This is a genomic window from Gordonia sp. DT219, from assembly GCF_049847065.1.
Classification (GTDB): domain Bacteria; phylum Actinomycetota; class Actinomycetes; order Mycobacteriales; family Mycobacteriaceae; genus Gordonia.
Window position 1 is genome coordinate 1 of record NZ_JBNCNR010000021.1, and the last position, 22,427, is coordinate 22,427.

Consider the following 22,427-nt stretch of genomic DNA (forward strand, 5'->3'; position numbering starts at 1 on the left):
GATTATGCGAAGGGCGGGTTGACCAACATCGACGACCTCGCTCCGGCGTGTCCGAAACACAATCGGATGGTCGGCGAGAAACTCGGCCAGTACACCACCGGCATCTACCGGGACGGCCCCTTGGCGGGACGTTGTTGGTGGCGGCGTAACGCCGCCCCCGGTGCCCCACCGCACCCGAAACGCGTCAACAAGCTGCCTGATGTCGGGCCCGACTTCACTGCCGGGCTCGCGAGGGTGCGTGCCGAAATCCACCGGCAACCACCAGACCCACCCGATACGGGTAAACCGTTGCCGGACAGCAGTACCGGTACCTTCACCGATCCGATCACCGCGGACCGGAGCTGCCTGGTGGGTTTGGCTCCCGGTGAGAAAATTGTGCGCACCACCGTCGGCACCGCGACCGGCAGCTACGACATCGTCGAGATCATCACCCACGATGATGACGCGCTCGACCCGGCAGATCGGTAGAGCATTGTCGCGCGTCGGTCGCGGGCGGCAGGCCATCATCGGTGCTGCCGACGCGCTGCCGTTCCGGGTGTCGCGAATACTTCCACCCGCCGACCTCGCGTACTGGGTCGACTACACGTGGATCGTGCGCTGGACGGTCACCGAGCCGCATGTGCAGCAGGTGATTCCACAGCCGGTCGTGCACATGGCGGCCGAGGCCGACCGGATGTGGGTACATGGGGTCGGGGAGAACAGCTTTGCGCGCACGCTCGCCGGTGATGGCCAGGTGGTCGGCGTTGCCTTCCGCGCGGGCGGTTTCCGCGGGTTCCTCGACGGACCGGTGAGTGCACTGACCCGCTCGGTGCGCACCGTCGGCGACGCGCTCGGCGTCGACGATCGCCCTCTCGCGTCCCGGCTGCTCGATCCCGATCGCGGTGACGACGATCTGGCCGCGATCGTCACCGGTTGGCTCCGCGACCTCGGTCCGGTTGTCGACCCGGCGATCGACGAAGTCGCGTCGCTGGTCGAGGCTGCTGAACACGACGCGGAGATCACCCGAGCCGAACAACTCGCCCACCGGGGTGGCGTGAGCCTGCGAACCCTGCAACGCCAGTTCGGCGAGTACGTGGGCATCGGACCCAAGTGGGTCATCCAGCGGTTCCGGATGCTCGATGTGGCCGCGGTGGCCAATGCCGGCGGTGACGTCGACTGGGCGGAAACCGCTGTGCGCCTGGGCTTCACCGATCAGTCACACCTGACGCGAGCGTTCACCAGGGTCGTCGGCACACCGCCGGCCGCCTATGTCCGCGGCGGCCGCACCACAGATCGTCGACGCTGAGTCGCCGGGCACGCTATCGTCGGAGCAAGGCAGCGGTGCGCGACACGGGTCGCCCCGCGGTGCACAAGGGAAGGCGTGATGGCGCAGACGATCAGTGAATTCACAAGGGACGGACTGACGTTCGATGTAACCGACTCCGGTGTGACCAGATCGGACGACGCCGCGGCGGCAGACGATGTGCCCATCGTCATGTTGCACGGATTCCCCGAACGCGCATCCTGCTGGGACGCGGTCACCCCGCTCCTGAATGCGCAGGGATATCGGACCGTCGCACCCGATCAGCGCGGGTACTCGCCCAGAGCCCGCCCCAGTGCCGTCCGCGACTATCGAACATCTGAACTGGCCCGCGATGTGATCGCACTCGCAGATGCGCTCGACGCACCGAAAATTCATCTCGTCGGCCATGATTGGGGTTCGGCTGTCGCGTGGTCGGTGGCCGGTGATCATCCGGACCGCGTGGCCACACTCACCGCACTCGCGGTCCCGCACCCCGGCGCATATCTGCGAGCGATGCCTCGCGGTCAACTACTGCGTTCGTGGTACCTGGGCCTGTTCCAGATCCCACGGTTACCGGAGTGGTTGCTGAGCAAGGGAGTCACCAGTCCGCGCGCGCCGCAGATCGGTCCGCCCGGCTTCACCGATCACCTGCGCACCGAGATCGTCGAGTATGGCGCGCTGACCGGCGGCCTCAACTGGTATCGCGCGCTCAAGTACGGTGACCGCGGCCTGATGAACCGCAAGGTGACCGTCCCCACCACCTATATCTGGAGCGACGGCGACATCTTCCTGTCCCGCGCCGGTGCGCGCGGATGCGCGCAGATGGTCGACGCGCCTTACGATTTCATCGTTCTCGAGGGCGTCGACCACTGGATTCCGCAGCGGCGTCCCCGTGAGGTGGCCGACGCCATCCTGGCGCGCATCGGCTGAGGCCGCCCCGGTCGGTTGCCTGGCTCAGGAGCGGCGTCGGCGCAGCACCTCGACGAGTACGAGCAGGGCCGCGAGCAGGCCGGCGCCGACAACGACAGGCACACGCACCGGAAAAGGAAGTTCGGTCGGTGCGCCGGCTCGCAACTGCGCGAAGGTGGCCTGCTGAGCATCGGACTCGGCGACCACGTCGACGATAGCCGGAGCGTCCGGCGTCAGCTGTGTGGAATCAACCGGTGTGGGGTCGACCGGTGTGGAATCAACCGGGGCCGCTGTTGCCGATTCGTCGAAGGGAAGTTCGGGCTCGACGTGCGGCGCGGCCGGCGGTGCGGATTTCGGAGGTGCCTTCTTGGCTGGTGCGGTACCCGCGGGTGGAGCCGGACGCTTGGCAGGCGGCGCCTTCTTCGCGGCGGTCTTCTTGGCCGGTGCCTTTTTCGCGGCTGCCTTTTTCGCGGGGGTCTTCTTGGCCGGCGTCTTCTTCGCAGGGGTCTTCTTGGCGGGCGCCTTCTTCGCGGGCGCCGCCTTCGGCTGCGCCTGTTCTGGCGGGTTCTGCTGTTCTGTCGACTGCTGCTGGTCGGCGGCCCCCGTGCCACCCGTCTCCGCCGCGTTGTCGTCTGCCGGCCGAGAAGCCGACGGTTCAGGCACTTCGCGCGGATTCGGGTCGGTCATATCGAGTCGCTCCCTTGCGTGTCGCTGGCGTGGCGAAGTCAATCCTAGACACGGGTGTCCGATGTGGTTTCACCACGACACCCGCCCGCGGCGAGGCTCAGGCGCGGACCCCGAGCCGGGCCAGCACGTCGGCGTCGATGGCGCCGAGTTCGTCCTCTATCGCCCGATGCGCCGTCCGGCGCTGACCGGCCGACATCGACTCCGCGGCGTCGACGGCGATGGCCAGATTGTCCAGCCGATCGGTCATCGCGTCGACGAACGCTTTCGCGTCGGCCGAGGTGTCCTTCGCGGAAACCTTCTCCACCGAGGTGCGGGCGGTGGCGATCCGCGCCGACAGCGTTGCACCGTGGCCGGAGAACTTCCGCAACACATCGGGCGTGACGCCGGCGCGTTCGGCCTGCATCGTGGTGAGCCGGCCACGCGCGGCGACCGCGGCCCGGTAGACGACCGGCGCGACGATCGGCGCCACGAGCCGGCCGACGGTGAGATAGCGGCGCACGCTGGCCGGGCTCAACGGCTTCGCGTCGGCGTCGGCCTTGGACTTCGCCGCCACCGTCTTGGCCTCGGCCTGCGCCACTTTGACCTGTGCCTTGCCGGTTTTGCGCGCGGCTCTGGCCGCCTTCTTCGCGGCCTTGCTCTGCCTCTTCAGTTCCTTGTCACGCAGCTTGTGCTCGGCCTTGTGGCGGTCCTTGACGGCCTTGCGGCGTTCCTTGGATGCGAACTTCGCCTCGAGCCTCGCCTTGGCCTTGATTGCTTTGGCCTCGACCCGCCGCTCGGCGCGGCTCCTACCGTCAGACGAGAACAAACCCATCGGTGCACCTTTCGCTGGGACTGCCGATCAACGCGCACCTACACGACCGCCACCTGGCGTGCGCGACCGCAAGGGTGCACCTGCTGCCACAAGCATTACATAGGCTCGTGGGCGGGCTGTGACGACGGATACGGCACATCGTCGTCCGATGATGCCCACGCGGGGAGACGAGGAGGTGAGGAGAGAATGGGATCGTCGCTGCTCCATGCACGTGACCTCGCCGGCTGCGAGCATCGTCTCGCACTGGATGCGACGCATCCCGGCGTGATGCGAGACCGTCCGCAGACCCCGGAGGCCGCACGGCGCACCGAGGCCGCCACGCGCCACCGCGACCGGGTCCGCGAGCTGTTGCGTGCGATACACAGCGACCAGCCGCCGAACACCTTCGTCATCGTCGCCCCCGGCCCGGGCGCCGAACGGTCGGCGAGCACTCTGCGTGCCTGCGCCGCCGGTGCCCGATGGATCTGGAATGCGACCCTGCCCGCCGACCGCGAGCGCGGCCGACGCGGACACTCCGAACTCCTGGTCCGTGTCGGTGACGGCTACCTCCCGATCATCGTTGTCAATCACCGTGCGTCCCACCCCGCCAAGCAGCGTCGACGCGCGTCCGTCGAGGGGTCGACGCAGGCGGTCACCAGGCCCGAAGTTCTCACGAGTCCCGAAGTTCTCACCAGGCCCGAAGTTCTCACCAGGCCCGAAGTTCTCACCAGGCCCGAAGTTCTCACAAGTCCCGAAGTTCTCACAAGTCCCGAAGTTCTCACAAGTCCACTGTGGGGCTGGATTCCGGCCCCGGACCCGTACCGGAGCGTGCGTGGTCACCGCCGCGACCAACTCCGGCTGGCCCACCTCACGCAGATGCTGCTCGACGAGGGGCTCGCCCCTTCGGTGCCCGAGAGCGAGCTGCGAGCCGGGGTGATCGGCCTCGACGCCGACTGCATCGTGGTGCACCACATCGGCGCGTCGTTGTCCGACTATCGGACGGTGTTCGAACGTCGGCAGGACATCGCTTCCGGGGCGGTGAGGACCACCCCGCGGCGTGTCTCGGAATGCCGTGGCTGCCCGTGGTGGGAGAAGTGCGGCCCTGAACTCGAGGCCCGCCGCGACGTCAGTCTCGTCGTCTCCGGTGCGCAGGCCGAGGTGTTGACGGAGGCGGGTCTGGGCACCATCGACCGACTCGCGCACCATGAGGGCCCGGCACCGGAGACGTGGGCGCCGAAGGGCACCTTCGACGACGCGGTGACCAATGCGATCGCCTGGCTCGCCGACATCCCGCTGATCCGCCGCCGGCCGCAACCCCGGGTGCAGCGCGCCGATGTGGAAGTCGACGTCGACATGGAGAGTTACGGCGAGGACGGCGCCTACATGTGGGGCACGCTGCTCACCGACCGGGTCGACCGCGACCGGCCCGTGCGCTACCGCCCGTTCGTCACCTGGCACCCGCTGCCGACCGCCGACGAGGCCCACTCCTTCGCGCAGTTCTGGGACTGGCTGGCCACCGAACGCGACGATGCGCACACGGCCGGGAAAACCTTTGCGGCGTACTGCTATTCACAGCAAGCGGAGAATCGGTGGTTATTGTCGTCGGCGGATCGATTCGTCGGCGCCGAGGGCGTCCCGACCCGCGGGGAGGTCCAGGCATTCATCGATTCGCCGGAGTGGGTCGACATCTTCGAGGCGGTTGGTGCAAACTTCGTGTGCCCGCAGGGCAAGGGCCTCAAGAAGGTGGCCCCGGTCGCCGGGTTCACCTGGCGCGACGACGAAGCCGGCGGCGCGGCGTCGATGGACTGGTACAAGGCCGCCGTCGGGCTGGCCGGCACCGAACTCGATCTCTCCCAACGTGATCGGCTGTTGGCATACAACGAGGACGATGTGCGTGCCACCAAGGTGCTGCGGGAATGGATGGACCGCGACTGGTCCGACGACGAGACCGCGCGGCGCATCCCCTATCAGCAGGACCTGCTGGCCTTCCGGCGGGCGGGCGTGGCCGCCCGGTCAGAGGCGGGTGGAGCGCAGCGCGTCGAGGAACGGCCCGGTTCCGACGAGGGCGACCGCACCGAGCAGCAGTAGGAGTCCGGGCGAGATGTCGCCGAGGAAGCCACCGACCGCGGCCAGCGTGAGCCGCGGCTGCGGGGCGGGCTCGGCGGTTCCGGGCGCCGGCACCGCCGGTCGCGGCGCGGCGGGGCCGGATCCCGGTCCGCTCGTTGCCGCACCGCTCGTTGCCGGACCGGGGCTCGCAGCGGGCGGCGCAGGAGCCGCCGGGACCGGCACCACCGGCGGCATGGGCGCGGCGGCCGATGGAGGCGGGTGAGGCGACCGGTCGGGGTCCGGGGTGCCGCGGCTGCTCGACGGTGCCGAGCTCGAGGTCCGTGGAGGTACGACGCCACCGCCGCGGTGCCGGCGGGTCGTGGTGGATTCATCTGTGCTGGATTCGGGCGTGGTCGCGGGTGTGGTCGTGGGCGTCGTCGTCGTGGGGGTGGTCGCGGGCTCGGTTGTGGTCGTCGGGGAGGAAGTCTCACAGTGGTGGTGGTGGTGACAGCAGCCCCCGTGCCAGTGGCATCCCCCCGGGCGTGTCGCCGTGCCGACCGATGAATCGCCCGACGGCGTGCCCGACTCGCCGGATTCGCCGGGCGCGGCGACGGCGACTCCGACCCCGGCACCGAGTGTCAGCATCAGCATGGCGAGGAGCCCGAAGACCAGGAGACCAGGGCGCCGGTTCACACGGCACCACCGAGCCCGCGGTGTCCGGTGGAATCCCATCGCCTGTCTCCTGCGTTCGTGGTTCGTGTTCGCCTCGAATTCACCGATCTGTGACTGTAGGGTCACAGATGGATCACGGCCAATGGACATCTGCAACATTGATTGTGATCAAGGCCACAAAACCTTCTGGTGTGCTGGCCATGCGGGTGAAGTAGAAGTTGTGGGGGGTTCAAGCAATGATTGATGATAGCTGGCCGTTGCGGAACTCTCGGTTTACGGTCTTTAATGTTTGCAGATGCAAGTTTCAGGTTTCGGAGAAGGTATGACGTCACGAGGCGATGAACGGCCCGCAGGAACGACGATGGGGGCTGCCGATAGGCCGGTCGACACCGACCCGGGACTTTTCGCGCGCCGACTAGAAGAACTGTTCCGCACAGTGCCCGGCCCCAACGGCCGGGCCTACAGCGCGAAGGCGATCGCTGCGCGATCGACCGAGCGAGGATTTCGGCTCGGCGAGTCCTACCTGAGCCAGCTGCGCTCGGGTAAGGCGAAGTCGCCGTCGTTCCGGACGGTCGAGGGGATCGCGGCTGCGTTCGGGGTCGATGTGCACTACTTCCTCGAGGACCGCGCAGCTCAGCGCACCCGCGATGAGATCGACTTGATGCGGCTACAGGCCGACACCAACGTGCAGCTCGCGGCCTTTCGGCTGGCCGGTCTGTCGAGCGATTCGGTGACCGTGGTCAACGAACTGATCAAGGTGCTGCGTGATCAGCAGGGGCTGCCCAAGGACCCACCGGATATCGTGGCTGCCGGGTTGACCGAAGAGCAGGCCGACGCGCGCCTGCGCGTGGTCGGCGGCAAGGAGATCGAGGACTGATCCCTGCGTCGCCGCGGCCTGTTCCGCCACGATGAGGAGATCTCCGCGATGCGCAGTTCGCGCGCCATGTGGTCGTTGTGCCGGTCGGTGCTCGGTCCGCTCGGACTCGATCTGCCGCTCGACGTCGACCAGCTCTGCGAGCGGTACGGCGCACAGCGCGGCCGGCCGATCCGATTGCTCGCGCACCCGCTGCCTGCCGGGGTGCCCAACGGCGTGTGGCTTGCCGCCGAGGACGCCGACTACTTCTTTCACCAGGCGAACACCACGCGCTGGCATCGCGACCAGATCGTCATCCACGAGTTCGCCCATCTGATCTGCGAGCACCAGATGCTCGCAGACATGCCTGCGGTGCTCGCCGGCCTCAGCGACGCCGACGCCGACTCCTCGCTACAGCGCACGTGTTATGACGACGAGCGTGAACGGGAGGCCGAGACGGTGGCTTCGATGATCCTGACCTGGGCCGCGCAAGCGCGGGACGGCGTCGGCGCGACCTCGGCGCACCCGGACGTGCGGGGACTGCAACGGCTCCTCGGAGGCCACAAGGGGTGGCTGTGATGTCCGGGCAGGCGTGGATCCCCCGACTCGGCGCAGCCGACCCACACCCGGGCGGCACCCTTGCCGCGCACTGGCTGACGGCCCCGGCCGCGATCAACGTGTTGGCGCTGGTCGCCTTCACCGCGGCGCTGTGCTGGCGGATCGACCAGATCCGACGCCACGGTGGCGGTCTGCAAGCGCTGGCGATGACGGTCGCGGTGGCCGCGCTGACGCTGGCCTTCGTGGTGAGCAACAACTCGGCGTCGCACACGATCGACGACTGGATCGTCGCCGGCGCGTCGCGCTTGTGTTTCTACGGTCTGCTCGCGCTCGGGGTGGCCTCGCTCATCGTGGTGTTCTTCTATCCGGGGGCGAAGGTCAGTCGCGAGCGCCGGGCGGGCGTCGAGGCCGTGCCCCTCGTCGCCGCCCTCGTCGGGCTGCAGGTCAGTCTCACGTTCGTCCCGACGAATATGCGCGAAGCATCGTTGAGTCACTGGACGCTGACCAACTGGGGTTACGCCCTGTTCTATCTCATCGCCTGCGGCTACCTGGCCTACGGCTTCTCCGCCTGTGTGCGCAGCGTCCGGAGGTATCTGGCGCTATCGGGTGGATACCTCCGCACCGCGCTGACCATCCTGATCGCCGGGCTGGCACTGCTCGCGGTCGGTGCCGTCATCCAGATTCTGTACGTGCTGGGCAATGCGACCGGGGTCGCCGACGCCGGGTGGCTGCTGGCCACGAGCCGATGGGTCGAGGCGCTGGGCGTCGTGGGTTTCTTGATCGGCATCAGTTTCCCGATGGTGCACGCCAAATGGCACGGGCTCACCGCGCGCCGGCGCCGCCGTCGCCACGCGCAGGAGTTGCTGCCGCTGTGGGAGTTGGTGACCGGCGCCGTCCCCGAGGTGGTTCTGCCCGACACCGGACGGATCTCGCCGACGGCACTGCTGCATCGCCGGGTGATCGAGATCCGCGACGCGATCACCCAACTCGGCCCCTTCCTGCCCGACGCCTTCGACTACGCCACGACCGAGGTCCGGGCAGCGATGGTGCGCATGGCTGCCGCGCGCCGCACCGACGAGGGGATGCGCTCGGGAGCGGTACGTGACGTGCTGCCGGCCGTCGGCGACGGCCTCGAAGGAGATGCCGCACCGCTGCTGGAGTTGTCGGCGGCACTCGCCGCGCTCCCCGAGATAGGCGAGGAACCCGAAGGCGAGGAACCCGAACGCGATGAACCCGAAGGCGAGGAACCCGAAGGCGAGGAACCCGAAGGCGCGACCGGCTGATCGGCGGCGGGCGCCTCAGCGGGTCGCGTCGTCCGGGTGCCCATGCGCAGGGACCAGGGCCGCCTGCGCACGGCGGTCGCGCTCTCGGCGACGATGCACCCACCGGATGTAGACCGAGCCGACACCGATGAGCGCGACCACCGCGGTGATCGTCCCCACGATGACCGGCGTACCGGCCGACGAGAGCCCCTCGACGAGCAGCCAGCCGGCGAAGACGAAGAACAACACCGCCGCGCCGCGGGCGATGAGGCGTTCGGGCAGGTGCTTGCCCACGGTCATGCCGACCACGATGGCCAGCGCGTCGGCGGCGACCATACCGATCGTCGACCCGATCCAGACGCCGGCCCAGTTGTTGTCGGCGGCCAGGGTGATGGTGGCCAGCATGGTCTTGTCGCCGAGTTCGGCGAGGAAGAACGACGACATGACGGCCAGGAACACCGACGCGCCGACGCGCTCGGCCCGGGCCTTCTCGTTCTCGTCGAGGTCGTCGCCGCGCAGCGTCCAGAGACCGAAGATCAGCATGGCCAGTCCGCCGACGATCGACATCAGGTCCGACGGGATCGACAGGCCCAGGAAGTGGCCGAAGAACACCGAGACCGCATGCACGGCGGTGGTGGCCACGGTGATGGCCGCGAGGACGATCCACCACTTGTAGCGCAAGGCGTACGTCATGGCCATCAGCTGCGACTTGTCACCGAGCTCGGCGACGAAGATCACGCCGAAACTCAAGAGCAGGGCAGCAATCACGTCGGCCAGGTTAGACATGCCTCACTCGCGGCGCAACGTCTCGCCAACCCACATCTGTGCAGGTAGGAGGCCCAAAAATGAAAGTTGGGGATACCTGAAACGGGGTCTCAGGCGGCGAGCAGCATCGCCAATACCGCGGTGTCGGGGTCGGCGTTCGGGTCGATGCCGACCTGATTGCGCAGGTTCACCACGGTTCCGTCGGCCTCCGCCTCGGCCCAGCCCGCGCGGTGTTCGAGCCCGAGTTCGGGCAGACCCGGTAGCAGTACACAGCCCGAGGCGACCTTTGAGCATTCCGGCAGCGAGGGCCGGGTGCGTGACGGCGGGTGCAGCATCAGCAGTGCCGGCGGATTGGTGAGGAAGCGTCCCGCCTCCAGGAAACTGTCGTCGACCACGTTGCCGACGGCCACCATCATGCCCACGGCGTCGTCGTCGGCTTCATCGGGACGGTCCTCGACGACGCCGAAGATCGTGGTCGTGGGCAGAAAACCGGGACGGCACGCGATGCGGACCGAGGCCACCAGCGTCTGGGTCCACTCGAGAGTCGACTCCGGCCAGCGCCCGGAGATGAGGATGCCGTTCAGTTCACCTTCTTGATGGACCGGCGTGAGCCCGATCGGGGTCGACTGCATGGTGTCTCCCTCCTGCGAGGTGCGGTGAACCGGCCGCGGACAACCGGTGAAGAAAATATCCTCCCGATGCGCACCACGGACAACTCGAATCACCGGATGTGACGGTACTTTTACCTATCCGGCACCCCCCTGGTGGTCGCCGCCGCGCCACCGCGGCCGGGCGCAAGCCCGACGCGTCGGATCGGACGTCGGTGGGCCCAGGCACACTGGATGGGTGCGACCAAAGACCGAGACCCTGCCGGCGGGGCAGGCGAGTGTGCCCCGCGGACCGCTGCGCCCGGTCGAAATCGCTTCGATCGCGATCTTCGGGGGCCTGGCCGTGGCGACGGTCGTCATCGCCGCGGTCATCCCACTCGCCAGCGCGGTGCGCGTACTCGCGCCGGTGCCGCTGGCCCTGATCGCGGCCCGCAGCCGGCCGCGGGCCACCGTTGCCGCAGCCATCGCGACGACCGGGGTGGCCTTCGCGATGGCCGGCACCGGGGCGGCGATCTCGGTGTTCGGGTCGGCGGTGCTCGGCGGCATCATCGGCGAGATCAAACGCCGCGGCCGGGGCGCCCCGACGATGCTGCTCGCCGCGCTGCTCACCGCGCCGGTGGTGGCCGCGGTGACCGTGCTGATCCTGCTGATCCTGCGGCCGCTGCGGGAACTGGTGCTCGCCGCGCTCTCCAACTCGATCGAGGGTGCTGCCCGCTGGATCGGCAAGATCCCGTCCATTGGCAGCGGAATCGCCCACGGGCTCAACAGCTTTCGATCCAGTGTCGTCGACTATTGGTGGGCGTGGGTGCTCGTGTCGGGGGCCGTGGGCACCTTCATCACCATCGTGGTGGCCTGGTGGATTCTCGGTTCGGTGATCGAACGGCTGGCCGACGTGAGCAGCGTGGACACCATCGACTCCGGGGAGGCGGCGTCCCCGGCCGCCGACGACGTCACGATCGCACCACTGCCGATGGCGCTACACGACGTCGAATTCGCCTATGAGCCGGGCGGTCGCCGCATCCTGCGCGGTATCGACATGACCATCGAGTCCGGCGAATTCATCGCCGTCGTCGGCGCGAACGGTTCGGGCAAGTCGACGCTGGCGAAGATCCTCGCCGGCCGGCACCCGTCGACGGGCACGGTGAGCCGCCCGGGTGCGGCGGGACTCGGCCGGCTCGGCGGCACCGCGATGGTGCTGCAGCGCCCCGAGACGCAGATGCTCGGCTCGCGGGTCGCCGACGACGTCGTCTGGGGCCTTCCGGCCGAGGCGAACGTCGACGTCGATGCACTGCTCGCCGAGGTGGGTTTGTCGGGACTCGGCGAGCGCGAGACGTCGGATCTGTCCGGTGGCCAGCAACAACGCCTGGCGATCGCCGGCGCACTGGCCCGTGATCCGGCGCTGCTGATCGCCGACGAGGTGACCTCGATGGTCGACCCACAGGGCCGCGAGGAGATCATGGCGCTGCTCACCGAACTGCCCCGGACGCGTGGAGTGGCCGTCGTGCTCATCACCCACCGCGCGTCGGAGGCCGTGGCCGCCGACCGCGTCGTGCACATCGTCGACGGCCGGGTGGCGCCGCAGGCACCGGCCTGGATGCCGGGCGCCGGCGCGGCCGCGGAGTCCGCCCCCGAGACGGTCGGCGCGACCCACGCGATCGGCCATCGGCGCCCGGTGCTGCGCCTGGATCGGGTCGGGCACACCTATCTGGCGGGCTCGCCCTGGGCGGTGACGGCCCTGTATGCGGTGACGTTGACCGTCAATCGTGGTGACGGGCTACTCATCGTCGGCGGAAATGGTTCGGGCAAAACAACTCTCGCGTGGATAATGGCCGGCCTCATCGCGCCGTCTGAGGGTAAGTGTGAACTCGTCGGTGACGGGACAGGACCGGACGGGGAGACCGCCCAGCAGGTGACCAGCTGCGTCGGCGAGGTGGGGCTGGCGTTTCAGCATGCCCGGCTGCAGATCCAGAAGCAGAATGTCGGCGAGGAGATCATGGCCGCCGGCGGCGAAAAGGTCGGCACCAACGAGGTGGCCCGCGTGCTCGAGTCGGTCGGATTGCCGAGGTCGATCGCGGCGGCACGCACCGATTCGCTTTCCGGCGGACAGATGCGCCGAGTCGTCCTGGCCGGACTGCTGGCCCGTAGGCCGGAGGTGCTGGTGCTCGACGAGCCGCTCGCCGGACTCGATCCCGGCGCACGCACCGAGGTCATCGGCGTGCTGGCGGGTCTACGCCGCGCCGGCATGACGATCGTGATCATCTCCCACGACTTCTCCGCACTCGGTGACGTGTGCGATCGTCGCGTCCATCTGGTGCACGGTGTGCTCACCGAGGGCGGCGAGGACGAGGTGGATTCCGGCGCGGAGAGTGCCGGCGACCCCATGGACGGCGATCATCACGACGGGGCCGATACGGCGCGGCCGTCGGTGTTCCGAGGGAAGGGGCACCGCGAATGACGATGCGCACGGTTCCGTTACGTCAGGTACCCGGCGACTCGGTGATCCACCGGCTCTGGGCCGGAACGAAACTCATCGTCGTGTTCCTCCTCAGCGCGATGACCTGGGTGCTGCCCTCCTGGCCCGCGCTCGGTCTGGTCGCCGCGACGTTGCTGATCACCGCGCTGCTCGCGGGCATCCCGCTGGGTGCGATTCCGCGTCCGCCTTGGTGGTTCTGGGCGCTGATCCTCGTCGGGGCGGCGGTGAACGCGGCCGTCAGCCTGTCGGCGGTGGTCATCTTTGCCCGTGCCACCGCACTGGGACTGGTACTGGTGGCCACCTCGATCCTGGTGATCTGGACGACGCCACTGGCCGAGGTGTCGCCGGCCATCGCGACCCTGATGCGCCCGCTGCGCTGGTTGCGTCTGCCCGTCGACGAGTGGGCCGTCTCGATCGCACTGTGTCTGCGTGGCCTGCCGATGCTGATCGAGGAACTGCGACTGTTGCGGGCGGCGCAGCGGTTGCGGCCGAAGGCCCCGGCCGATTCGGGTCATCCGGCTGCGGAGATGGGGATCATCGACATGGTGGTCGCGGCGATGTCCTCGGCGCTGCGCCGCTCCGAGGAGATGGCCGAGGCGATCACCGCGCGCGGCGGTACCGGCCGGCTGACCGCCTATCCGTCCCGGCCGCATCTGACCGATGCGGTGGTGTTGGTCGTGATCGTCGCCGCCTGCGCGGGCGCCATCACGGCGACGGTGCTCCTCTGAGCTTTACCCGCCAACGCCGTTTGGGCCCTGTTTTGCGGCGCGGGGGACCTGGTCACCCCCCCGGGGGCGCCCCCGGGGCTGGGAGGCGCCCGCGGTCGGCGGTGAAGGAGAGAAAGGACTCAGGCGGGAACGATGAGGCCCTTGCCCTGAGCGGTCGCACGACCGAAGCGCTCGGCGGCGTCGGCCCAGTTGACGACGTTCCACCAGGCCTTGACGTAGTCGGGCTTGACGTTCTGGTAGTCGAGGTAGAAGGCGTGCTCCCACATGTCGAGCAACACGATCGGGATGATCGCGGCGGGGATGTTCCCGCTCTGATCGGTCAGCTGCAGGATCACGAGCTTGCCACCGATGGTGTCATAGGCCAGGACCGCCCAGCCCGACCCCTGCAGCGTGGTCGCCGCAGCGGTGAAGTGGGCCTGGAACTGGTCGAAGCCACCGAACTGGTCGTCGATCGCGGCGGCCAGCTCGTCTTCCGGCTTCCCGCCACCGTTGGGCGACAGGTTCTTCCAGAAGATCGAGTGGTTGGTGTGCCCACCCAGGTGGAATCCCAGGGTGGCCGACAGTCCGTAGACCTTTCCGGCGATCGAGCCGTCTGCCCGCGCCTCGGCCAGCTTGTCGAGGGCGTCGTTGGCGCCCTTGACGTAGGTGGCGTGGTGCTTGTCGTGGTGGAGCTCCATGATCCTGCCGGAGATATGCGGCTCCAGTGCCGCGTAGTCATAAGGCAGGTCCGGCAAGGTGTATTCAGCCACGGTAATCCTCTCTTCGCACATACCGTTCGGGTATTGCTTTCACTATCGACACGCGCGTGATCGCCCGGGTGGACGCCGCCTCGCGGATGGTTCCACCCTTCCCCAGTACATGGGGGAATGCAACAAACGCGCGCCAATATACTTCAACCCGAGTTGAAGTATCCCGACGAGGAATACGCCCGAATCTGCTCGCGCACAACGCTTTACGCGATCACTCGGGCGTCGAATCCCGATCATCGAATTCGTGGAGACCCCGGCGATCCTCAGAGCAGTGCGAGGGCGAGCAGCAGAACGGCGAGCGCCAGGATGCTGACCCCGATGCCGATGCAGGACGATCGGACGTCGTAGGCGACCCGGCCGACCGGCCGGCCTGCCGACCGCGATGGCCGAAGATTGCGAGTCGCGTCAGTGGCCATCATCTGTCCTCCGGGTACGGGCTGCGTCAAGTGACGGTCGTCACATCCGCCGTCGCCATCATAGACGCGGTTGATCTGCGGGCTCAAGTTCGCGTGAAGTTCGCCGCGTAGGATCGGACCATGTCGTGGCTTGCCGAGCTCCTGTCCTCCCATTCCGCCAAACAGCAATTGATCAGCGCCGACGCGGCGTTGCCGGGCCGCACGACGCCGGTGCCGCAGGCAGCGGAGAATATCATCACCCATCACCCGATGCGCGGCGATTCCCCTGAGCAGGGCACCGGGATCGGCACGTTCCCCGACGGTCTCGACGCGGTGGTACTGGCCGGTGGCTGCTTCTGGGGCGTCGAGGAGATCTTCTGGCAGGTGCCGGGAGTGTGGACGACCGCCGTCGGCTATGCCGGGGGCTTCACGCCCAATCCGACCTATGAGGAGACCTGCACCGCGCGCACCGGTCACACGGAGTCGGCGCTGGTGGTATTCGACCCGGCACGGATCGACCTCGACGGCATACTGCGGATCTTCTGGGAGAACCACGACCCGACCCAGGAGATGCGGCAGGGCAACGACATCGGCTCTCAGTACCGCTCGGCGATATTCACGAGCTCGGCGGCCGACGCCCAGATCGCCCGTGCGAGCGCGGAAACGTTCCAGAAGGCGCTCGACGCCGCCGGACTCGGGCCGATCACCACCGAGATCGCGCCGCTCGAGCAGGCCGGCGACGGCCACTTCTACTACGCCGAGGACTACCACCAGCAGTACCTGGCGAAGAATCCACACGGGTACCGTTGCCACGCCGCCACCGGCGTCGGCTTCGGGGGCTGACCGCTCCGAGGTGGCCCAACCCATCACCGCGGGGCAGTGGAACCGTACGCTGCTGCAACGCCAGCATCTACTCGCGCGCGTCGACGAGGACGCCATCGAGGTCATCGATCGTCTCGTCGGTATGCAATCGCAGGATCCCGCATCGGCGTTCTTCGGATTGCATTGCCGCATCGACGGATTCGAGCCGCCTGAGCTCGACGCCTTGCTCATCGACCGTGAGATCGTGCGGATCGCGTTGCTGCGCAGCACCATCTTTCTCGTCGACGGCCAGGATGCCCGCTGGATTCGCCCGCTCGCCCAGCCGGTGATCGACGGTGAGCTGCGTGCGGCGTACGAGCCGAAGCTCGTCTCGACCACGTCCCCGCCGGTGATCGCCGACGCCGTCGAGTTGCTGCGGGGCGCGCCGATGACCGGTGACGAACTCGGCCGCGAGCTGGCGCAACGGCATCCCGGGGAGAACCCGTCGACGCTGACCGGGATCGCGCGCTGCGCACTGCCACTGGTGCAGATCCCGCCGCGCGGACTCTGGCAGGGCAGTGGGCGGCCGACCTATCGGCTCCTCGACGACTGGATCGGTCCCGGCGAGCCGGCGCTCGACGGGGATGAGGCGCGTCGTGAACTGATCCGGCTCTACCTGCGCGGATTCGGCCCGGCGTCGATCGGCGCCATCCAGAAATGGTCGGGACTACGCCAATTGCGCGGTCTCGTCGAACAGATGGAACGCGATTGGGAGCTCGCCGTCTACACCGGTCCGCACGGGCAGATGCTCTACGACCTCGAGGGGCTCGACCTCGCCGATGCTGACCAACCTGCGCCGGTACGGCTGATCGCGCCTTTCGACCACATCCTCGTCGCCCAGGACGATCGGGTGCGCATCGCCGATGACGATCTGTTCGGTCGCACCGTCACTCCCAACGGACGCTCACCGGGCTTCATCCTCGTCGACGGCCGGCTGGCCGGGGTGTGGCGGATCCCGCCGGGCTCGACGGTGGTGCAGACCGAGTTGTTCGCCGGCGGATCGCCGGAGGTGCGGGCCGAACTCGACGACGAGGTGTCGCGGCTCGGAGAGTGGTTGTCGGAGTGGCTGTCCCGGGAACGGTGAGTGGGTGGGTCACTGTCCGGTGCGGGGATTGCGGTCGGTGATGCAGTAGCGACGGCCGACCGGATCGGCCATCACCGTCCAGTGCGCAAAGCGCGTCACCACTGTCGCGCCCCAGCCCTCGTGGCGGCCCACCTCGTCGACCACCGATGTGGTGGCGAGGTCCAGATGCGCCGACGCGCGCACCGGGAAGCCGTCGTCGCCGGTGCCGGAATCCAAGCGTTGCAGCAGGATTCCGAGGCCGAGTGTCCGATCGCGGCGCAATCCGATGAGTTCGGGACGAGAGCCGGGACGGGTCGGCCGGCCGGTGAGCAGCGACCAGAAGGTGACCTCACGGTCGAACATCGTCGGCGGCACGTCGATGCAGATCTGATCGATGATGGAGATCGTGTCCTCGGGCCAGCGGATCGGGCCGGAGCGCCGCGGCGTGCCATGAACCGGGACGAGACAGAACCGCATGCCGGCCGGCGACTCGTAGACGAGGTGGGTGGGATGGTCGGCGACGAGGCTGCCGCCGAGTTCGGTCACCTCGACGGCCGCGCGACGCGGGTCGTCGAGGTGGATGTCGAGGTGGACGCCGCCGGGGCCCTCCTCGACGCGCTGTACCCGCAGGTGGGAGTCGCCCGTGAACGGTTCGAGCGTCGCGAATTCGCGGTGGGGCCCGCGCGGCGGCGACACGGTCGACCCGGTGATGGCGCGCCAGTAGGTGACCTCGGTCCCGAACTGCGCCGCGGCGAAGTCGAGGTATGCCGTGAGCCACCGGATCTGCACGTCAGCAGTGTAGGGGCGGACCGGCCGCGCCGGTGGGACACGCCGCTGCGCGACGCCCTAGACTCGGCGGGATGAGTCGTGGACCGATCGGGCGAATCGCGAAGAAGCTGGCCCACAAACGGGCCGACAAGGTTGCGGTGGTGCGCTTGGACGGGGCGATCGGGCAGGGTGGTCCCGGCCGATCCGGATTGTCGACCACCAGCGTCGAGCCGGTTCTCCGACGAGCTTTCGATACCGAGCACCTGCGTGCGGTGGTGATCGTGATCAACTCGCCGGGCGGCTCGCCGACCCAGTCGGAGTACATCGCCGAACGCATCCGTCAGCTCGCGTCGGAGAAGGACGTGCGGGTGCTGGCGTTCTGCGAGGACGTCGTCGCCTCCGGTGGCTACTGGATCGCCTGCGCGGCCGACGAGATCTATGCCGCGCACACCTCCCTGATCGGATCGATCGGCGTGGTGTCGTCGGGATTCGGGTTCGTCGACGTCCTGAGTCGCCTCGGTGTGGAGCGACGCCTGTACTCGGCCGGCGAGAACAAGACCCGTCTCGATTCCTTCTCCCCGGAGAAGGCCGACGACGTCGAGTGGTTACAGGGGCTGCAACGCCAGCTGCACGAGTCGTTCATCGGGTGGGTGCGTCAGCGTCGCGGTAAGCGGCTCGACGCCGCCGATGAGGTCTTGTTCAACGGCGACGTGTGGATCGGCGAGCGCGCCGCCCGACTCGGGCTCGTCGACGGCATCGGTGTCATGCGGTCGGTGGTGGCCGAGCACTATCCCGACGCGGAGATCACCGTCATCGAAACGCCCAAGCCGTTGCTGGCCCGCGTCGTCGGTGATCAGGTCCGGGCGTCGGTGGTGGCCGAGTCGCTCATCGGCGGTGCGGTGAACGCCCTCGAACGCGCCAGTGCAGTGCGTCTGCACTGACCTGTTGGCGCCGGTCTGACAAATATGCGTTGTTGTCCCCAAGTTATCCACAGGCACTGGGGATGGCTGTGAATGATGCGCGACATCCGCGGAGTGCACTGACGTGAACACTTTGACGCGTTACTGTTGCGAACCCGTGATCGCCATCACACTTGATCAAGTGACCACGATCATTTCTCCACAGATTCCACAGTCTCATCCACAACTTGACACTCGCGCTGTGCTGCACATCACAGTCGATACCGAACCCCATGTGGATAGCGTTATGCAGGGGTGCATAGTCGGCTGTGGCCGGGGTTGACGTTGTCAAATCGAGCGTCGCGCGGCTGGTTCGGAGTCTTTACCCGCCAGATCGCGCAGTAACTCCTCGACAGGCCGACGCCGGTACCGGCGGCGCTGTGCGACCATGGATTCGTGAGCATCGGCGAGATTCCGCAGGTCCCCGTAACCGAGCTGCCGGACGACTTCAGCGCCCACACCGACAAGCTGCTGCTCGATGTCCGAGAAGACGACGAATGGGCGGACGGGCACGTCCGCGGTGCCATGCACATCCCGTTGGGGGAGGTTCCCGCGCGACTCGGCGAGATCGATTCCGACGCCGACCTCTATGTCATCTGCCTGTCCAGCGGCCGCTCATTGCGGGTCCTGCAGTACTTGCAGCAGGTCGGCTACGACGGAACCTGTGTGCGGGGCGGCATGATGGCGTGGCGTGAGGGCGGCAAGCCGGTCGAGACCGGAACGGGGCCGGCCTGAGCATGCAGGATCTCTGTCCGCGTTGCCGCATCCAGGCACCGCACCGTGACGGCCGTACCCGGTGCCCACGGTGTGGTGGTCCGCTCACCGTGGTGGCCTCCGACGCCCAGGCCGCGGCCGTCATCGCAGCCTTTCGGTCGCCGGCCCCGGTGCCACCCCCGCCGCCGCGGCCGGGCGGGGGAGGTCCCCACCGTGGCGGCGGCGCGCCGCGGATGTACGGCAGCAGGCAGGTTCGCTGGGTGGCACGCCGCCCGGCCGGTACGCTGCCGCCGCCGCGCCCACCGCGTCGTGTCGGGCCGCGGCCGATCCCGCGCTACGCCTACCTCCCCCGATGGGGCCTGCTCGATTCCCCGGACGCCGCCGACCAGACGCCGAATGTACGCGCGCGTCTGGGCGCGGCGCTGACCACCGCACTGCAGATCGCCGGCGCCGCATTCGTCGCGTCGACGTGTGCCCATCTGCTGCAGTACCTGTTGCTGGTGGTCAATCGTTCGACGACGCTGCCCGGCTGGCTCATCGCACTCAGTACCGTCCTGGTGTTGGCCTCCGGTGCGCTCGCAATTGCCGGATACGTCTATGCGACAGTCATTTTCGTTCGTTGGCTACTTGCGGTCCGGTCTGGGGTGTTCGCCGACCGCGGCTTCTTCGATCCCCGTCCGCGCTGGCAGATCATCCCGCTGGCGGCGATCCCCCTCGTCAACGTGGCCGGTGCGGCCCTGTTGCTCCACGAACCCGCCGCCACCCTCGACGACGTCGCGCGCGGCGCGGCGCTCGCGCACCTGCGAAAGCTGTGGGTGGGGTGGGCGGTGGTCAACGCGGTCGCCGTCGCCACCGTCATCACCTGGTGGGTGGGGGCAGCGTCCGGCTCGATCCAGACGGGCGCGAACGCATTGTTCATGGTCGTGCTCTGTGCGGCCGTCTCGGCGGCATTCGCCTACTGGGCCGCGTCCCGGCTGCCGTCGGTGTTCTCACCGACCGCCGCGCCGGAAAAGGTTCCGGCACATCGATGGGTGGTCGTCGGATGAACGTCGCCGAGCAGGTCTCACGGTCGGGTAAACCCGCGGTCGTCGCGCATCGCGGGGCGTCGGCCGATCTGCCGGAGCACACCCTCCAGGCGTATGAACTCGCGCTCGAGCAGGGTGCCGACGGGCTCGAGTGCGACGTCCGCCTGACGGCCGACCACGAGCTGGTGTGCGTACACGACCGCACCATCGAGCGCACGTCCGACGGCACGGGCATCGTCAGCGAGATGACCCTCGCCGAGCTGCGCGAATTCGACTTCGGCAGCTGGCATCCGTCGGGCAAGCCGGCCACGGTGCTGACCCTCGCGGAATTGCTGACCCTGACCCTCGATTGGCGCCGGCCGGTGCGGCTGTTCATCGAGACCAAACATCCGGTGCGGTTCGGGAGCCTCGTCGAACAACAGTTGCTGGCCCAACTGCACAACTTCGGGGTCGCCGCACCCCCGTCGGCCGATCACAGTCGCGCCGTGGTCATCTCGTTCTCCTCGGCCGGAGTCTGGCGCATCCGCCGCCACGCGCCCATCCTGCCGACGATCCTCCTCGGCGAGACCGCTCGGGTGCTCGGCGGCAGTGCGGCGACCGCGGTCGGGGCGACCGGCATCGGCCCCTCGATCCAGACGTTGCGGTTGCATCCCGAGATCGTCGACAAGGCGGCCGCGGCCGGCCGCGTCACCTACTGCTGGACCGTCGACGACGTCGCCGACGTACAGCTGTGCGCCGATCTCGGCGTGCGCTGGATCGCCACCGATCACCCGCAGAAAGTGCGGGACTGGCTCGTCACCGTCGACTGATTCGGGTCGATGCCGCCGGGCAGCGCGCCCGTGAGAAGGTGGAGCCATGGGCAAGAGCAAGCGGGGCAGTGGTCCGCGTCCGGGCAGTAATCGCGCCGAGCGGGTTGCCGCACGCAAGGAGCGCCAGGCCGCAGCCCTCGCGCCGCCCCCGCGCCCGTTCGCCGGTCTCGCCGCCGAATGCGATCTGGTGGCGCTGCACACCTTCGTCCCGTCGGCGACCGCGGTGCTCGACCTCGTCGAACCGGGACCGCCGCGACCCGAGTTGACCTCGGTACTCCCCGACGACACCGCGATCGCACCGCCTGCCCCCGAAGGGGCGCGCAACGAGGTCGTGCTCGCCACCATCCTGCCCGGTGCGGTCACCGGCATCACCCGCGAGATAAGCGGTGCCACCGAGGCATTGGTGGCGCTGCAAACCGATCCCGACCCAGATGACCTGAGTGGTGCGCTGGCCGCGGCCATCGCGTGGGCCGCCCATGCCGGCCCGGGTGGCGAATATCGGCACGGCGGTGAGACCACACCCGACGGGGCCGCGCGGCCGGCGCTGACCGACGTGCTCAAGGCCGACGCGGAGTTGGAGATCGTCGTGCACGGCGACTTCGCGTGGTGGTTCCCGCCCGGCAACGAGGTGCCGCCGGAGATCGCGGCGATGCTCGAACGGGCCAATGACACCGTGCTGCCGACCGCGCGCATGCATGTCAGCAGCGGCAACGGTGCACCGTGGTGGGTCGACGCGGGCGAACGCGCACATCTGCGCTGGGTGCGTCCCGAACCCGAGGACGAAGTGATGACCGCGCTGGCACGACTGCATGCGGCCGGGCAGCTGAGCCTCGGCGAGGGCTCGCGGTTTGCCGGTTCGTTCCGGACCCACGGCCTGCTGGTCCCGGTCTTCGATCTCGACAACGAACGTCATCACGAAGAGTGGTACGACGAGCTCGACCGGTTCGACGGCCGACTCACCGAGGCGCTCGCCGCGACGACGGAACTGACTCTGGACGAGCGCAGTTCCCGCGACGGTATCCGGGGCCGGCAGGTCACCCTGCGCTGAGCCGAGCCCTCGCGGGGACCGGAAGTCTACGGGCGCGGCAGCCGGGCCCGGGCGTGCGATCGGCGCCGCCGGGACGCGGCCACCCCGAAACTGACGAGGATGATGGCCACGATGGCCGCCGCGAGACTCGCCGACGGCCACCAGTGGGCGAAGCCGTCGCCGATGGCACTGGCGCTGGCGGTGGCGGTGTGCGACCAGGTGCTCGCGCCCAGGATGAAAGCGGCCGCCAGAAAAGTCAGCGCCGTGCCGTAGACGGTTGCCAATGCGGCAAACCATCGGGGCACCGTGGTGAAACGGTCGGGTCGAGGGTTCATGCGCGATGAAGCCATGGGCCCACCCTGCACCACCCTGCTGAAGAATGGCTGAATTTTCGCCGAGTTTCGAAAAATCGGTGAGCAAATGC

Annotated in this window: 24 protein-coding genes and 1 pseudogene; 16 read left to right on the forward strand and 9 right to left on the reverse strand. The window is 68.4% G+C overall.

Annotated features, from left to right (window positions below; genetic code table 11):
• The 3 genes and pseudogenes from ACPXB3_RS18220 to ACPXB3_RS18230 form a co-directional block, all read left to right on the forward strand.
• Positions 1 to 468, forward strand: a pseudogene (locus ACPXB3_RS18220) (HNH endonuclease); the annotation flags it as partial.
• Entirely contained in the window at positions 437 to 1,285 is an 849-nt protein-coding gene (locus ACPXB3_RS18225) for a helix-turn-helix domain-containing protein (protein ID WP_425704042.1), read from the forward strand. The pseudogene ACPXB3_RS18220 and the gene ACPXB3_RS18225, both read left to right, overlap by 32 nt.
• Before the next feature lie 78 nt (positions 1,286 to 1,363).
• Complete coding sequence (locus ACPXB3_RS18230; RefSeq protein WP_425728937.1) at positions 1,364 to 2,212, forward strand: alpha/beta fold hydrolase; 849 nt, start codon at positions 1,364 to 1,366, stop codon at positions 2,210 to 2,212.
• A gap of 24 nt (positions 2,213 to 2,236) precedes the next feature.
• Here ACPXB3_RS18230 and ACPXB3_RS18235 read toward each other — a convergent pair whose 3' ends face one another.
• A complete protein-coding gene (locus ACPXB3_RS18235) occupies positions 2,237 to 2,878 on the reverse strand; it encodes a hypothetical protein (protein WP_425704040.1) in 642 nt (213 codons plus the stop codon).
• Between the two features lie 97 nt (positions 2,879 to 2,975).
• Positions 2,976 to 3,689: a DUF6474 family protein gene (locus ACPXB3_RS18240; RefSeq protein WP_425728939.1), complete on the reverse strand. Its 714-nt coding sequence runs from the start codon at positions 3,687 to 3,689 to the stop codon at positions 2,976 to 2,978.
• 186 nt (positions 3,690 to 3,875) lie between these two features.
• Between ACPXB3_RS18240 and ACPXB3_RS18245 the strand changes: the two genes are divergently transcribed.
• Entirely contained in the window at positions 3,876 to 5,756 is a 1,881-nt protein-coding gene (locus tag ACPXB3_RS18245; protein WP_425728941.1) for a TM0106 family RecB-like putative nuclease, read from the forward strand.
• Here the strand turns inward: ACPXB3_RS18245 and ACPXB3_RS18250 are convergent.
• On the reverse strand, positions 5,682 to 6,407 hold the full coding sequence (locus ACPXB3_RS18250) for a hypothetical protein (RefSeq protein WP_425728943.1): 726 nt from the start codon (positions 6,405 to 6,407) through the stop codon (positions 5,682 to 5,684). The genes ACPXB3_RS18245 and ACPXB3_RS18250 overlap by 75 nt on opposite strands.
• Positions 6,408 to 6,708: 301 nt before the next feature.
• Here ACPXB3_RS18250 and ACPXB3_RS18255 point away from each other — a divergent pair, with 301 nt between their 5' ends.
• From ACPXB3_RS18255 to ACPXB3_RS18265, 3 genes are read left to right on the forward strand one after another with little or no spacing between them, the layout of a single operon-like run.
• A complete protein-coding gene (locus tag ACPXB3_RS18255) occupies positions 6,709 to 7,263 on the forward strand; it encodes an XRE family transcriptional regulator (protein ID WP_425728945.1) in 555 nt (184 codons plus the stop codon).
• Positions 7,264 to 7,311: 48 nt separating this feature from the next.
• A complete protein-coding gene (locus ACPXB3_RS18260) occupies positions 7,312 to 7,818 on the forward strand; it encodes a hypothetical protein (RefSeq protein WP_425728947.1) in 507 nt (168 codons plus the stop codon).
• The gene (locus ACPXB3_RS18265) at positions 7,818 to 9,080 is read left to right on the forward strand and encodes an MAB_1171c family putative transporter (RefSeq protein ID WP_425728974.1); all 1,263 of its coding nucleotides are present in this window, start codon (positions 7,818 to 7,820) and stop codon (positions 9,078 to 9,080) included. Before ACPXB3_RS18260 ends, ACPXB3_RS18265 begins: the two co-directional genes overlap by 1 nt.
• A 15-nt stretch (positions 9,081 to 9,095) precedes the next feature.
• Here ACPXB3_RS18265 and ACPXB3_RS18270 read toward each other — a convergent pair whose 3' ends face one another.
• A complete protein-coding gene (locus tag ACPXB3_RS18270) occupies positions 9,096 to 9,827 on the reverse strand; it encodes a TMEM165/GDT1 family protein (RefSeq protein ID WP_425704244.1) in 732 nt (243 codons plus the stop codon).
• Between the two features lie 107 nt (positions 9,828 to 9,934).
• Positions 9,935 to 10,456 (reverse strand): peptidase, encoded by a 522-nt coding sequence (locus ACPXB3_RS18275; protein WP_425704034.1) that lies wholly within the window; start codon positions 10,454 to 10,456, stop codon positions 9,935 to 9,937.
• A 214-nt stretch (positions 10,457 to 10,670) separates the two neighbouring features.
• Here ACPXB3_RS18275 and ACPXB3_RS18280 point away from each other — a divergent pair, with 214 nt between their 5' ends.
• Positions 10,671 to 12,887 (forward strand): ABC transporter ATP-binding protein, encoded by a 2,217-nt coding sequence (locus ACPXB3_RS18280; RefSeq protein ID WP_425728948.1) that lies wholly within the window; start codon positions 10,671 to 10,673, stop codon positions 12,885 to 12,887.
• Positions 12,884 to 13,633: an energy-coupling factor transporter transmembrane component T family protein gene (locus ACPXB3_RS18285; RefSeq protein WP_425704032.1), complete on the forward strand. Its 750-nt coding sequence runs from the start codon at positions 12,884 to 12,886 to the stop codon at positions 13,631 to 13,633. The genes ACPXB3_RS18280 and ACPXB3_RS18285 overlap by 4 nt, the downstream gene beginning before the upstream one ends.
• Before the next feature lie 119 nt (positions 13,634 to 13,752).
• On the opposite strand, the gene ACPXB3_RS18290 is transcribed toward ACPXB3_RS18285, so the two are convergent.
• Both ACPXB3_RS18290 and ACPXB3_RS18295 read right to left on the reverse strand, forming a co-directional pair.
• Positions 13,753 to 14,382, reverse strand: a complete 630-nt coding sequence (locus ACPXB3_RS18290) for a superoxide dismutase (RefSeq protein WP_425728950.1) — start codon at positions 14,380 to 14,382, stop codon at positions 13,753 to 13,755.
• Between the two features lie 263 nt (positions 14,383 to 14,645).
• Positions 14,646 to 14,798 carry a hypothetical protein gene (locus tag ACPXB3_RS18295; protein WP_425704030.1) on the reverse strand — a complete coding sequence of 51 codons (153 nt, stop codon included), beginning with the start codon at positions 14,796 to 14,798 and terminating at the stop codon, positions 14,646 to 14,648.
• 120 nt (positions 14,799 to 14,918) lie between these two features.
• Between ACPXB3_RS18295 and msrA the strand changes: the two genes are divergently transcribed.
• Both msrA and ACPXB3_RS18305 read left to right on the forward strand, forming a co-directional pair.
• Positions 14,919 to 15,620, forward strand: coding sequence for a peptide-methionine (S)-S-oxide reductase MsrA (gene msrA, locus ACPXB3_RS18300; protein ID WP_425728952.1), 702 nt, complete (start codon positions 14,919 to 14,921; stop codon positions 15,618 to 15,620).
• Positions 15,621 to 15,630: 10 nt separating this feature from the next.
• Entirely contained in the window at positions 15,631 to 16,722 is a 1,092-nt protein-coding gene (locus ACPXB3_RS18305) for a winged helix DNA-binding domain-containing protein (protein ID WP_425728954.1), read from the forward strand.
• A gap of 9 nt (positions 16,723 to 16,731) precedes the next feature.
• Here the strand turns inward: ACPXB3_RS18305 and ACPXB3_RS18310 are convergent, their stop codons facing one another.
• The gene (locus ACPXB3_RS18310; RefSeq protein ID WP_425728956.1) at positions 16,732 to 17,490 is read right to left on the reverse strand and encodes a VOC family protein; all 759 of its coding nucleotides are present in this window, start codon (positions 17,488 to 17,490) and stop codon (positions 16,732 to 16,734) included.
• 71 nt (positions 17,491 to 17,561) lie between these two features.
• Here ACPXB3_RS18310 and ACPXB3_RS18315 point away from each other — a divergent pair, with 71 nt between their 5' ends.
• The 5 genes from ACPXB3_RS18315 to ACPXB3_RS18335 all read left to right on the forward strand — a co-directional run bounded on the left by ACPXB3_RS18315 (position 17,562) and on the right by ACPXB3_RS18335 (position 22,024).
• Positions 17,562 to 18,410, forward strand: a complete 849-nt coding sequence (locus tag ACPXB3_RS18315) for a S49 family peptidase (protein WP_425704026.1) — start codon at positions 17,562 to 17,564, stop codon at positions 18,408 to 18,410.
• A gap of 420 nt (positions 18,411 to 18,830) precedes the next feature.
• A complete protein-coding gene (locus tag ACPXB3_RS18320) occupies positions 18,831 to 19,163 on the forward strand; it encodes a rhodanese-like domain-containing protein (RefSeq protein ID WP_425704243.1) in 333 nt (110 codons plus the stop codon).
• Positions 19,164 to 19,255: 92 nt separating this feature from the next.
• A complete protein-coding gene (locus ACPXB3_RS18325; protein WP_425704025.1) occupies positions 19,256 to 20,188 on the forward strand; it encodes a DUF4328 domain-containing protein in 933 nt (310 codons plus the stop codon).
• Positions 20,185 to 20,976: a glycerophosphodiester phosphodiesterase gene (locus ACPXB3_RS18330; protein WP_425704242.1), complete on the forward strand. Its 792-nt coding sequence runs from the start codon at positions 20,185 to 20,187 to the stop codon at positions 20,974 to 20,976. Before ACPXB3_RS18325 ends, ACPXB3_RS18330 begins: the two co-directional genes overlap by 4 nt.
• 46 nt (positions 20,977 to 21,022) lie before the next feature.
• Positions 21,023 to 22,024, forward strand: a complete 1,002-nt coding sequence (locus ACPXB3_RS18335; RefSeq protein WP_425728958.1) for a DUF5926 family protein — start codon at positions 21,023 to 21,025, stop codon at positions 22,022 to 22,024.
• Between the two features lie 26 nt (positions 22,025 to 22,050).
• Here ACPXB3_RS18335 and ACPXB3_RS18340 read toward each other — a convergent pair whose 3' ends face one another.
• Positions 22,051 to 22,353, reverse strand: coding sequence for a hypothetical protein (locus tag ACPXB3_RS18340; RefSeq protein ID WP_425704023.1), 303 nt, complete (start codon positions 22,351 to 22,353; stop codon positions 22,051 to 22,053).
• Positions 22,354 to 22,427 lie beyond the last annotated feature (74 nt).